The organism is Salinivibrio sp. PR5, assembly GCF_001996085.1.
Classification (GTDB): domain Bacteria; phylum Pseudomonadota; class Gammaproteobacteria; order Enterobacterales; family Vibrionaceae; genus Salinivibrio; species Salinivibrio proteolyticus.
This window is the reverse complement of record NZ_MUFK01000059.1, coordinates 1-12,569: the sequence shown is the minus strand read 5'-3', so window position 1 is coordinate 12,569 and position 12,569 is coordinate 1. Positions and strand designations below refer to the sequence as shown.

Sequence of the window (12,569 nt, the reverse complement as noted above, 5' to 3'; positions counted from 1 at the left end):
TGGTAAATTTGTATAGAAATATAGAGAAAAGATACTGATATTTTGAATGTTTCCATTCCTTTTCCTCAGTGTTCTCACCAAAGCACCGTATATTATGTCGTTTGTCACTAATCCATCATGCTTGTCTAGTTTGCTGACTAATATTGATATGTTGGTTAGTAATGATAATAAAAAGGACGGCGTATGCGTTGGCAAACTCTTTCAATCAGAAAGCGAATTTATATTGTTCTTTCGACCATCTTAGTGCTCAGCACTTTGATTGCGATGGTGCAACAAGCGATGTTGTCAGCAAACAAGCAACTCGATGATCTCAAGAATATTATTTTACCCAGCCAGCTGAGGGGACTGGCGTTTGAAATTAGCAATGAACTACAACCAGCGATCACCGGTTCTAACTTTCTTGCTCACCATTCAGGACTGATTGATTGGGTAGATAACGGTGGCGATCTGACTAATCTTGCGCCAATTCATCAAGCACTTTCGAATGCCAAGACGCGGTTGGGGGCAGACAACGCATTTGCAACGCTCGATAGTAGCCAAGGGAAGTATATTTTTACTTATGATGGCGAGCATCGCAGCGCATCAATGACCACCTATCCATTTAAAGATTTTTACCCGAACTTTCTGAGTAAAAATCAGCCCTATGAGCTGAACATGAACAAAGATCCCAATGGCAATCAGTATGTGATTTTCATCAACTATCGTAGCGTGCCAGAAAACCCTGCGACGGGTCAGCCGTATGTGGTAGCGGGGGTAGGGTTTAATGTAAGTAGCTTAGTGAATCTAGTGCAGGGGTTTCGCATTGGTGAGCTGGGAAGAGCTATGCTTGCCGCGCGCGATGGCAGTGTGCAGGTCGCACCGACCGATTCGGCACTGAATGCGGATAATGCGAGCGCATTTCGTCAAGCGGTGACCAAGGGAACAGACAAACCGGTGATCAGCGAAGTGACTATCGGTGATGAAGCGTTTCTGCTGGGGTCTTATTGGCTTGCTGACTTAGACCGTTTTGTGGTGGTTGAGATTCCCAAAGCACAAATTACAGGGCCCATCCTGGATCAATTTATCCAATCTTTATTAGTGACCTTGGTGTTTATTGCCATTGCACTCCTTGTTACCCATTGGGTGATCAGTAGTTTGACGCAGCCGATAAAAAAGCTTTCCGCCGAGGTCGATGAAATTGCCAGTCGACTCGACCTTAGCCACCAGATTGCCGTGAACGACGAAGCGGAAGTCGGTCGCTTAGCGAATAAGATCAATGGTTTGCTAGCTCGTATCCGAGATGCGTTGCAAGCGGTAAACCAGACAGTTGACGAGTCGCAGTCCGCATTTGGTGTCCTCAAGCAGCAAGCTCATGAGGTGAACCAAGCCGGCATGGTGCAGCAGCAGTCGCTACAAACGATTTCTGCCGCGAGTCAAGACATTACTGAAATCACTACCGACGTGACGGATTCGGCTAATCACGCTGGCGAGTTGTCTCAAGCTGGGAATGCGGCGCTTCAAGATGCTTTAAATGGCATGCATACCAGCCTGCGGCATATTGAACAACTAGGCGAAAACATGGCCTCGAGTCAGAGCAGTTTGGATGAATTGAATCACCATATCGAGAATATTCTTCGCGTGCTTGAGGTCATCAGTACCATCTCGGAACAAACCAATTTACTTGCACTAAACGCGGCGATTGAGGCAGCGCGAGCGGGCGAACATGGTCGCGGCTTTGCGGTGGTTGCTGATGAAGTGCGCTCACTGTCGCAACGCACCGGCGAGTCGACCAGTGAGATCCAAGAAATTATCAATCAGCTGCGCTCGGCGTCAGATAATGTGACCGGCCAAATCAACCAAGTCAGTCAGGATAGCCAGCATAGTCTCGACACGCACCAACAAGCGGTAGAAAATATGCGCACCTTGGATAGCCATTTGCAGCAATTGTTTGAACATAATGAGCGGATTGCCGAGGGTGCCAATACGCAAAGCGGCGCGGTGAATGAAATCAACCAGAGCATTGAAGAGCTTGCTCAGCAGGGAACCCGCACTCAAGAAGTGTTTGAGCAAAGTGAACAGGCAGTGAGTGGGTTTGATTTACGTATGAAAGAGCTCACTAAAAAAGTCAGCGCGTTTAAAGGGTTGAATGCGTAATCGCCGAACGTCAAAGGGCGCTGACAAGCGGTAATAGCGCTTTGTGTCTTTGCCGCGCTCCGGTAGGATAGCGTGAGGAGGGCGGCATGAATCTAACCCAAATTGATGCGTTTTGTGCAGTCGCAGAGACTGGATCGGTGTCTGAAGCTGCACGTCAGCTGGATGTGAATCGTTCACGGTTGAGCATGGCAATTAAAGCGCTAGAACAATCACTCAACGCCGAATTGTTCGATCGCACCGGTAACCGTCTAACACTGTCGGAAATCGGCAAAGCTGTGTACAAAGATTTCGAGAGTATATCGGTCACCGCGGCCCGCATTCGTCGTACGTGCGAGCAAGCGAACGCGGGCTTTAATGCCGAAGTATGGATCGCGCGTGATGATGCGATCCCCGATCAGCTTTGGCAGGACTGGGCGCATCAGCTCAATAAGCGCTTTACGGCGACGTCCTTCAACCTAGTCTTGGCCTCGAGCGGTGATTTGGCCAATTTGGTTGAAACCCAACAAGTCGACTTTGCGTTTGGAGTGGACTACGAGCGCATTGACGATCCGCGCATCAACTATCAGCCGTTGGGTAAAATTCGCATGATGTCGGTGTGCAACAGCGAGCACCCGTTGAGTCGACTGCGTCGGGTCAGTGATGATCAACTGCGTAATGCCATGCAAGCGGTAATGGTCTATCTCAATGAAAAAGACAATCCCGAGCTGCAGCCTTTCTCACGCCGCTATATTGGCTTTTCGAGCTTTGAATATATGCTCAATACCATCTTACAAGAAGAAGCGTGGGGCGTGTTGCCTGAGCCGCTGATCCGGCAATACTTACGAGAACAGCGCTTAGCGGTGATCAAACACACCTATGGCTTAACCCAAGAAGATTATTGCCTATTCACCGCCTCAGGGATGGCCGAGCATCCTGGGATCCAATGGCTGAGTGATAGCATTACCAATTACTTGTTTGATTTCTAAATGTGCGCCTCAATGATTGTTTTTCAATGCCTTGCAATACATGTTAAGCAAAACTTAACCTAGGTTAAAAAGTTTAAGATTTTCTGAACAATCACTGAGCGCTACAATGCCGTCACTGAATTTCACCGAGCATCATTATGACCGCATACACGCGTTATCTTCCTTTTTCATTGGCTGTGTTAGCCTGTTTAACCCCTTGGGTGAGCTCGCCGATTGCATTGGTATTGGGTTTTTTGCTGACCTCCCTAGGCTGGGTGCCAAGTGCAATTCCGCTCACGAAAATCACCAAAAAGTTACTGGCTTATTCGATTGTGGGTCTGGGGTTTGGTATCCCGCTGCAAGAGGCGCTCGCCGTGACAGGCGATGGGATAGGGCTGATTATTGCCACCATTGCAGGCACGCTGATTTTTGGCACATTACTGGGCAAACTTATGGGGCTGGATAAAAAGACGGGTCACCTGATTGCCTCAGGCACTGCCATTTGTGGCGGCAGTGCAATCGCAGCTGTCTCGCCCGCTATCAATGCGGATGATAAACAAATTGGTCTCGCGTTAGGCACGGTGTTTGTGTTGAATTCATTGGCGCTGTTTGTGTTTCCTATGGTTGGGCATGCGCTGGGCTTAGATCAGCACACGTTTGGAACCTGGGCGGCGATCGCGATTCATGATACATCATCGGTGGTGGGCGCGGCGTCCGCTTATGGTGAGCAAGCACTAACCACTGCGACCACCCTCAAACTTGCGCGCGCATTATGGATTGTGCCTGTGGCGTTTGTCAGCGCACTCATGTTTCGCAGCCACGCTAAAAAAATCACGATCCCTTACTTTATCGTTTTTTATTGTCTAGCGATTGGTATCAGTGATGTCTTTGTCCAAGCGCAACCCATCTATGAGGTGATTTTCGCCATCTCAAAGCAAGTATTAGTGGTGTGTTTATTCTTAATCGGCTGCAGTATTTCTGTCACCCAGCTACGCACGGCAGGCCCCAAACCCTTATTGTTTGGTGTCGCGCTGTGGGTGATTATCTCCTGTACATCGCTTGCTTGGCTGCTGCTAGCTGCCTAGTCTCCGTCGTTGCCTCAGGTTCACTCATGCGGCGTGTCCTGAGGCAAACGTAATACCGCGACCAACAGAAACGCACTGAGTGCCGCACCAAACTGCCACCATCCTGTGCTGGTTATCGCGAGGAAAAGCTGCAAGCTAATTGCCGCGAGTAACACGCCTTTTCTCATCTTCTTAGTCCATAAAGAATCTAAATTTAGATTTAGTATGCGTAAAAGTTATATGCAAGCAAAATGCGATTTAGCGCTATCTCATAACTAAAATTTGTTTAGAACACTCACTGTCAGAAATATTGACAGTGATTTTTATGCATAAACTGTTGAAATAAAACGCCTTTCATTTTTTCCTTAGCGGGGTGGTGAAAATGTCAGCAAGTTCGTGTTTGTAAAGCGGCGCAGTAGCACCAAGAATATGTGCGTGTTTTCTACTTTTGGTGTTTTATGTCTTCTCAAAACGTGATCAATGAAAAGTCAGTATTAGTGTTTTCGGCCCTTCTCGCATTGGGGTTTGCCATCGCCGGCCTTGCCGTTGGATGGATTGCTGGCTCTTTAGTGATTATGTTCGACGGTATCTACTCGTTGATTAGTCTAGTGTTAACTTTGTTGTCACTGGGCGCGTCGTGGTATATCCACTCTCGTTACGCACGGCCGATCACACGTGCGCTGCTGACACCGCTTGTTGTCGCCATTAAAGGCGCCGTGATTATGCTGTTGGTGAGTTATTCTCTGTATGAAGCGGTCTCCTCCTTGGTCGAAGGCGGACGTGCGGTTAACCCGTCATTGGCGGTGCTGTTTGGTATTGTCAACGTGGTGGGTTGTGGTTACGGATGGTGGATGATTGCACGCAAAAACCAAGCAGGGCAAAGCCAGTTGGTGGAGGCGGAATCGCGCCAGTGGCAAATGGACACCTTATTAAGTCTGGCGGTCACCTTAGGCTTTTTAGGTGCTTGGTTAGTGGCGCATTCACCTTGGTCGGATTATGCGGTTTATGCAGATCCTATGATGATGGTGTTGATGTCGTTCTACTTCATCAAAGTGCCATTCGTCATGGTGCGTAACGCGTTAAAAGAACTCGCGCCTGTTACAGTAAAGTGGTATCGCACCCGCTCAATGGCGTAATCAGAACACGACGCAACACAGACCTAGCCAAACGATTCTCCTATATCCTTGCAGGGGTCGGCATATACTGAGGCGGCGTTTAGCCGCCTTATTTATCGCACTTTATGCACTATAACTTTTTATGTTGGTATTCATATCAACCTAGATACTGTGAACGATTTCAACGTAGTGTGACGGTATACATTTTGTTCTCTATGCTCGTCTGTTGAGGTGTTGGCAGCAGAACGTCGTGATGGCGCTTACACTGAAAAGTAACCATAGCGCTGCGGTAGAGAAAGAATGTTGCATATAGCAAAAGCGGAGTTAAATGATCTAGATACCCTCACCGTGTTATTTGACCAATACCAGCGCTGGCTTGCGATTCGTCCGCCGCTCAGTCAAACAAGGGCGTTTACTGAGCAGCGGTTGCGCGAGCAAGATACTTGTATATTGACCGCTTCTTACCAATCCTCCATGGTGGGATTTGTCCACCTAACGCCTTTGTATTCACTAGCGAGGGCGCGCCGTGGCTTAATTATTAACGATTTGTACGTGCAGCCGGATTCACGGCGACAAGGTATCGCACGGGCATTAATCTCGCACGCTCTCAAGGAGGCTCGTGCCCGCCAAGCCGCTTGCTTATTGCTACAAACCCATCAAAGCAACCATGCCGCTCATCATCTTTTTGAATCTTTTGGTTTTATTTGCGACGTTAGCCAGTATTATTTTCTGGACGTGACCGATTAACGGGTGACGAAAGGAGTAGCGAATGGCGTACGATTTTGTGGTCGTTGGGGGCGGTATCGTCGGCGTGGCCACCGCTTGGCAGTTGCAACAGCGATATCCAAACAAACGCACCTTATTGATAGAAAAGGAACCTGCTTTGGCCCAACATCAAACGGGCCATAATAGCGGCGTAATCCATGCTGGCGTGTATTATCCGCCCGGTAGTCTGAAGGCGGATTTTTGTAAGCGTGGCGCTGCCGCGACCAAAGCTTTTTGTGAGCAAGAGGGTATTCCTTATAAGCAGTGTGGCAAGTTAATCGTCGCGACCACAGAGACAGAACTGGCGCGGATGCATGATTTGTATCAACGTTGTTTGCTCAATGAGATCGAGTGTGAGTGTTGGGATGCCCAACAACTCGCCAGTGCTGAACCGAATGTACGCGGTTTAGGCGCGATCTATGTCAAAGCGACCAGTGTTGTTGATTACGCGCAAGTCACAGAAAAAATGGCCGGACGCTTTGTCGCAGCTGGTGGGCATCTTGTGCTAAATACTCAAGTGACGAAGCTACACGAAGACCACGACGGTGTGCTGATTGATACCCAATCGCAGGGAGAGTCGCAACGTTATCACGCCGAATTTTTAGTTGTTTGTGCTGGTTTGATGGCAGATCGCATGGCGAAGCTGCAAGGGTTAGCGACATCGTTTCAAATCATCCCCTATCGTGGCGAATACTATCAACTAGCGAAAAAGCATCGGGAGTTAGTGTCGCATTTGATCTATCCAGTGCCGGACCCAGATTTGCCTTTCTTGGGCGTCCATGTCACACGGATGGTTGATGGTGGTTTGACGGTAGGCCCAAATGCCGTTCAGGGCTGGAAACGCGAGGGGTATGCCTCATACAATTTTAGTTGGCGTGATACGCTTGATATGCTGCGTTTTCGCGGATTTTGGCGAGTCACTGCAGCGAATCTGCGCACCGGTATAAAAGAATGGTGGAACGCGCATTATAAACCGGGATACCTCAAGCAGGTTCGTAAGTATTGTCCGTCAATTCAATTGGATGATTTACACCCTTACCCAGCCGGTATTCGTGCCCAAGCGGTGTTGAATAGCGGTGAGCTGGTGGGCGATTTCCTCTTCGTTCGATCTGCACGCAGTCTCCATGTGTGTAACGCCCCATCGCCAGCGGCTACCTCAGCCATGCCAATTGCCGAACACATTTGTCAGACTATCAGTACGCCTCACAACGATTAATCGGCGGAGTATTGTGGTTGTCTCGTCCTGATGATTTAATGCTAGGGAGATTAAAAATCAAGGAAGACAAGATGTTATTGCCACCACCTCTTAAAAAAGGCGAGACAATTGGCTTTTTCTCGCCATTATCACCAGCCACCGTATTTGCGCCCCAACGATTTGAACGCGCGATGGATTATGTCAAAGCACAAGGCTTTGATCTGAAGGCGGGGGTATTGACCGGACAATCGGATCACTATCGCTCAGGCTCGATCAAGGCGCGTGCGGAAGAGCTCAACCAGCTGATCCGTGATCCGAATGTGCGCTGCATCATGTCGACGATTGGTGGAATGAACAGCAATGCTTTACTTCCCTATATCGATTATGCCGCCCTGGCTGATGATCCTAAGATTATCGTGGGTTATTCGGACCTCACTGCTTTACTGCTCGGTATCTATGCCAAAACGGGATTAATCACGTTTTATGGGCCAGCATTAGTGGCGTCTTTAGGGGAGTTTCCGCCACTGGTTGATGAAACCTTTGATGCGTTTCGAGCCGTAACAACTGAGAATGTAACGCTGCCGATGACCTATAATATGCCTGCCCAATGGACGGATGTCATGATTGATTGGGGCGAACAGACAGAGGCAAAACCGACCTATGAGAATGCATGGCAATTTATGGGAAAAGGTCAGGTAAATGGGCGCATTATCGGTGGCAACCTCAATACGCTGAGTGGGATCTGGGGAACACCTTATATGCCAGCGATTGAAACAGGCGATATTCTGCTGATTGAGGACTCTTTGCTTGATATTGCCACGGTTGAGCGCTCACTCGCACACCTAAAATTGGCTGGGGTGTTTGATACGGTAGGCGCGGTGTTACTTGGTAAACACGAGCTGTTTGATAACAAAGGAACGGGACGTTCAACCTATGACGTTCTTGAAGAAATACTCGATGGCCAGCCGCTCGCTGTGGTTGATGGTTTTGACAGTTGCCACACGCATCCGATGTTAACCACACCTTTGGGGGCCCAAGTCTGTATTGATTTTGATGCCCAGACGGTCTCACTCACGCAACCTTGGTTGGCGGGTGAGCACGCTGGGCAATGAGCTTGGATTAGTAAGCCACACCGATACGTTGGCGACGGTGGGCACCACTTTCCAGTTCGTCGATCATCGCGATAGCATAGTCAGCAACGCTGATTTTGCTGTCACCATGGTCATCGGTAAGTAAGGTATCCGCGCCAACGCGATAGCGGCCTATTTTGTCGCCCGGGAAAATCTCCGCAGCAGGGCTGACGAACGTCCAACCTAGGGTATGGGCGTGCTCACGGAATACCTTCAAAGCGTCGCCTTGAGCGAGTGCTTCTGCTTTATAAGCGTCAGGGAAGTCGGGCAGGCTGACCAGCTCGACACCCGGTGCAACTTCTAGCGAACCAGCACCGCCGACCCAAAGTAAACGTTTGACGTTAGCCGCGGGTAATTCGTCAATTAAGCGCTTAGCGCTGGTTGCTACCATCTCATGGTTGCCTGCAGCGCGCCCGCCCACGGCGGCAATGACTGCATCAGCGCCAGCAACGGCCTGTTGTACAGAGTGATGATTATCCAGCAAGTCGAATTGACGTACTTCGACATCGTCGCGGGTCACTTTTTCTGGGTGACGGACAAGAGCAATAACCTCATGCCCACGATGACGCGCTTCTTCGACGATTTGGCTACCGATCCAACCTGTTGCACCAATAATTGCGATTTTCATATTGTCTTCCTCATGCTGTGATTGCTTGGATGGATGTAGCTTATTAGCTTTCATTTATTGGATAAATAATCATAATAGATACAGTTTGTATCAATTATAGAGACAATATGGATAGGTTAACGGCAATACGTAGTTTTGTAGAGGTGGCCAATTGCAAAAGCTTTACGCGGGCGGCCGAACAACTCGGGCTAACGCGTTTGCAGGTTTCAAGGCATGTGCAAGAAGTCGAGCAATGGCTTGCGCAGCGTCTGTTGCATCGGACAACGCGTAAAGTCAGCTTAACGTATGCCGGTGAGCAAGCCTATGGTCATTGCCAGCGTATTTTGGACGAAGCGGCGGCGTTAACGTTGACGACTGGACGATTACAGGGCGCCTTAACCGGTCGTATTCGAGTTGCTGCGCCAATCGGGTTAGCGCAAGGGATCCTTGTTGCGCCAGTAACGCAATTTACCGATGCGCATCCAGAGGTCGTCATTGAAGTGATTGCCTCCGACCAATTTACGCCCTTAGTGGATGAGCGGGTCGATATTGCGCTGCGCTTCACACCTCAGCCGGATGAACATTTAATTGCCCGCAAACTCATGGCCATCGATTCTATAGTGTGTGCATCACCGGCATATATAGCCAGCGCGTCGCAGCCTAATCACCCGAGCGATCTCAGTGATCACCCGTGCTTAATTCATGTCAGCGGTGATCATTGGCAGTTTATTAAAGACAATCGCCGAGAAGAGGTAAGAGTGAGTGGGCCGATTCACGCCAACGACTTAGGCACCTTGGTCAATGCGGCGCGAATGGGAAAAGGGATTGTCCGTGTGCCATGTGATTTAGCCAATCCCTATGTGAAGCAAGGGGAATTGATACCCTTGCTGACCGATTATCGCTTACCGCCCAGTGCACTGTGGGCGGTCTATTTATCGCGTAGTTATCAACAGCCTGTCGTGCGCCACTTTATCGATCACTTAGCAAGCTGTTGGCAGCATGATATCCAAGCTCCCATTGATGGGTCAGATGCAGCGCATCAATAAAGGCATCGTCATGGCTGACCAATATATAGGCACCTTGATAATGATTAAGCGCGTCGACCAGTGCGTGTTTGGCTGAGATGTCGAGATGATTGTCCGGCTCATCCAACAGTAATAGTGGCTGGGCGTGCTGGTGGGCTACCGCTAACATCGCCACTTTCATCTTCTCGCCACCGCTTAAACTATCAACCGTTTGATAAACGCGGTCGCCACGTAACCCTAAGCTAGCAAGGCAGGTTCGAGCATCCGACTCTGACAAGTCGCTATGATGGCGCAAACACGATAGCAGTGTTTGTTTGGGTTCCAGTAGTGAGAAGTGTTGATCTAGATACACACAGTCACCGACAACGTCGATTGAGCCGCTGACAGGCGCGTGATGACCCATTAATGTCCGCAGTAACGTGGATTTTCCAGCGCCGTTTCTCCCTCTTAGTAGCCAATGCTCCCCCGCGTAGACAGACCAATCAAGCGGTTCAGTGTATCCGAATGGCAACTGACACTGAGTGGCTCTTATAAGCCGTTGCCGTTTCATTGGCTCTGAGTGATGCATATACAGCGTTGGGTTGTTTTCTGGAAGCTGCGTATCCAACGCGTCGAGTCGCTTTTGGTAACGCTTAAGTTGCTGAGAAAATTGTGTTTTCGCTCGAGACTTAGCGTCTTGCGCACTTTCTTTTTGTCCATCCAGAATCGACTTTGCCTGACTGGATTTTTTACGTAATTGTTTACCTTTTGATTCGCGCTTCTGTGCCTTTTCAGCGCTTTGCTGCTGTTGACGTAATACCTGTTTGTGCTGTTTATTCAGGTGCGTTCGTTTCGCGATGAGTGCTTCCTGTTCTTGCCGTTGCGTGCGAACGAACTCGTCATAGTTGCCCGTGTATTTTGCGATACCTTGTGGTGTTAAAGCATAGATAGCTCGCATATGGCGAAGTAGTTGTTGGTCGTGACTCACTGTGATCACTAACCCAGGATAGTTTTCGATCCAGCTTACGAGCTTATGTCGTGCAGCGCGATCTAGATGATTACTTGGTTCATCGAGTAATACGATATGCGCTTGAGAGTGAAAAACGCGATATAAACTCAGCAGCGTCAATTGACCACCGCTAAGCACATGCAAAGGCGCTGATAAAGCGGCATTAATACCTAACTGAGTTAGTATTTCCTGATAGCGTTCAGCGATATCCCAGTCATCATTTACTCGCTCGTAATGCGTTGGATCGATGCTTCCAGCTTGAATAGCCGCCAACGCTTGAAGCTGTTCGGCAATGCCCAGTACTTCAGCCAATGTTTGTGTCTTTGGCGCGGTAATATGTTGCGATAGGTAAGCAATATCACCATCGCGTTGTACATGGCCTGAATAATGAATTCCTTGCGGAGATGGCAACGTTTGACCTGCCAATAACGGGAGGAGTAGTGATTTGCCGGTGCCATTGTCACCCACAAGGCCAATGGGGCCGTGCTCAAAGGTGATAGAGATAGGCTCAAATAAGACTCGCCCATCGGGCAGTGTCACGCTGAGATCATGTGTAATAAGGTAAGGCATAAGGCCTCCTTTATGTAAAGCAACACAAAGGGGCGGCGGTATGTGCTACACAGAAAACCTGCGTAGAGACAGTTTGGCAATAGAGAAAACGTAAGCCCAGTGACCATGAATACCGACTAACCCCAAGATACCGAATATAAAAACGGTGTAATGAGTGTTAGTTGTTCATTGGCACAGACTCTGCTAAAGAAAGGAAATAAGACTATATAATAGGCGACTGGGCGTCTGCAACCCCAGCCGCTCGTGCACTACAACGCGAGTTTAGTGAGGTAGTGATGGCTTAACGTAAGTGAGCGTGCCAGCGGTTTGGGTAGGGTGTCGATTTCGAGGCTATCAAGTAAGTTTTTCACATGCAGTCCGAGTTCGGTATCACCACTGATACTGAGTTGGCGCTGGAAAAACAGCGTATCCGGATCGCAATAGTGAGTCGCCATTTTCAAAAACGCTAACCAATCTCCCTCGATACTGGCGTCTTCTTCACCCGATAAACGCACCAATAATTGGTTGTCTTCGTTCAGTGATACGAACCAATTGGCGTTGAGATCGCGCAAGCCAATGCGAATGGTACGGCCAGTAAGAAAGTCGAACTCGTCCTCTGCCAGCGGCACCGCAAAAGCGGTATTCATGACCTTCGTTAGCACCTGAGCTTGCAGTCCTTGTGGTAATTGAGTGATGGCTTTTAGCCCCGGTGTAATCAGGCTGGGTTGGGGCATTGGAAGACTAAGAGGTTGTTGGGTAATTGGGTTAACGAGCATTTGGCTTTCCTTTGGTGCCAATGGTTGAATGCCACTAGAGTAACGAGATTGATGGGGCTACCTTTGGATCAAGGTCAAAGAAGTCTTTAAAATCGAGCTAACAGGAAGTATTACTTTTGCATGACTTATATTTAATTCAGGAAGGAGTTTACCGACTATTTAATCTCTGATGAGGTTTTAGTTACTATGCTTGTCTAAATTTGTGTTGATATAAGATATTAAATCGCTTTCAGGTCTAATGTGATGTCCTGTTAATCACATTAGACCTAATGCTATCT

Annotated in this window: 11 protein-coding genes and 1 pseudogene; 8 read left to right on the top strand and 4 right to left on the bottom strand. The window is 48.8% G+C overall.

Going from position 1 to position 12,569, the window contains the following annotated elements:
* Window positions 1-183 precede the first annotated feature (183 nt).
* The 3 genes from BZG82_RS15020 to BZG82_RS15010 all read left to right on the top strand — a co-directional run bounded on the left by BZG82_RS15020 (window position 184) and on the right by BZG82_RS15010 (window position 4,162).
* Window positions 184-2,133 carry a methyl-accepting chemotaxis protein gene (locus BZG82_RS15020; RefSeq protein WP_077766211.1) on the top strand — a complete coding sequence of 650 codons (1,950 nt, stop codon included), beginning with the start codon at window positions 184-186 and terminating at the stop codon, window positions 2,131-2,133.
* Window positions 2,134-2,219: 86 nt separating this feature from the next.
* Window positions 2,220-3,098, top strand: coding sequence for a LysR family transcriptional regulator (locus BZG82_RS15015; protein WP_046073412.1), 879 nt, complete (start codon window positions 2,220-2,222; stop codon window positions 3,096-3,098).
* 137 nt (window positions 3,099-3,235) lie between these two features.
* Window positions 3,236-4,162 (top strand): YeiH family protein, encoded by a 927-nt coding sequence (locus BZG82_RS15010; protein WP_077481661.1) that lies wholly within the window; start codon window positions 3,236-3,238, stop codon window positions 4,160-4,162.
* A gap of 20 nt (window positions 4,163-4,182) precedes the next feature.
* Here the strand turns inward: BZG82_RS15010 and BZG82_RS16415 are convergent, their stop codons facing one another.
* The gene (locus BZG82_RS16415) at window positions 4,183-4,329 is read right to left on the bottom strand and encodes a hypothetical protein (RefSeq protein ID WP_155522538.1); all 147 of its coding nucleotides are present in this window, start codon (window positions 4,327-4,329) and stop codon (window positions 4,183-4,185) included.
* Between the two features lie 270 nt (window positions 4,330-4,599).
* Here BZG82_RS16415 and BZG82_RS15005 point away from each other — a divergent pair.
* The 4 genes and pseudogenes from BZG82_RS15005 to BZG82_RS14990 all read left to right on the top strand — a co-directional run.
* Window positions 4,600-5,232, top strand: a pseudogene (locus BZG82_RS15005) (cation transporter); the annotation flags it as partial.
* A 324-nt stretch (window positions 5,233-5,556) separates the two neighbouring features.
* Window positions 5,557-6,003: a GNAT family N-acetyltransferase gene (locus tag BZG82_RS15000; protein WP_077481665.1), complete on the top strand. Its 447-nt coding sequence runs from the start codon at window positions 5,557-5,559 to the stop codon at window positions 6,001-6,003.
* Between the two features lie 22 nt (window positions 6,004-6,025).
* Window positions 6,026-7,237 (top strand): L-2-hydroxyglutarate oxidase, encoded by a 1,212-nt coding sequence (gene lhgO / locus BZG82_RS14995; protein ID WP_077766210.1) that lies wholly within the window; start codon window positions 6,026-6,028, stop codon window positions 7,235-7,237.
* Between the two features lie 71 nt (window positions 7,238-7,308).
* The gene (locus tag BZG82_RS14990) at window positions 7,309-8,328 is read left to right on the top strand and encodes a S66 family peptidase (RefSeq protein ID WP_077766209.1); all 1,020 of its coding nucleotides are present in this window, start codon (window positions 7,309-7,311) and stop codon (window positions 8,326-8,328) included.
* A 7-nt stretch (window positions 8,329-8,335) separates the two neighbouring features.
* Here the strand turns inward: BZG82_RS14990 and BZG82_RS14985 are convergent, their stop codons facing one another.
* The gene (locus BZG82_RS14985; protein ID WP_077766212.1) at window positions 8,336-8,974 is read right to left on the bottom strand and encodes an NAD(P)-dependent oxidoreductase; all 639 of its coding nucleotides are present in this window, start codon (window positions 8,972-8,974) and stop codon (window positions 8,336-8,338) included.
* Between the two features lie 107 nt (window positions 8,975-9,081).
* Between BZG82_RS14985 and BZG82_RS14980 the strand changes: the two genes are divergently transcribed.
* Window positions 9,082-9,999, top strand: a complete 918-nt coding sequence (locus tag BZG82_RS14980) for a LysR family transcriptional regulator (protein ID WP_077662956.1) — start codon at window positions 9,082-9,084, stop codon at window positions 9,997-9,999.
* On the opposite strand, the gene BZG82_RS14975 is transcribed toward BZG82_RS14980, so the two are convergent.
* Together BZG82_RS14975 and ubiT are read right to left on the bottom strand one after the other, a co-directional pair.
* Window positions 9,923-11,536, bottom strand: a complete 1,614-nt coding sequence (locus BZG82_RS14975; RefSeq protein WP_077766208.1) for an ABC-F family ATP-binding cassette domain-containing protein — start codon at window positions 11,534-11,536, stop codon at window positions 9,923-9,925. The two genes, BZG82_RS14980 and BZG82_RS14975, sit on opposite strands and share 77 nt — an antisense overlap.
* Before the next feature lie 248 nt (window positions 11,537-11,784).
* The gene (gene ubiT, locus BZG82_RS14970; RefSeq protein WP_077766207.1) at window positions 11,785-12,291 is read right to left on the bottom strand and encodes a ubiquinone anaerobic biosynthesis accessory factor UbiT; all 507 of its coding nucleotides are present in this window, start codon (window positions 12,289-12,291) and stop codon (window positions 11,785-11,787) included.
* Window positions 12,292-12,569 lie beyond the last annotated feature (278 nt).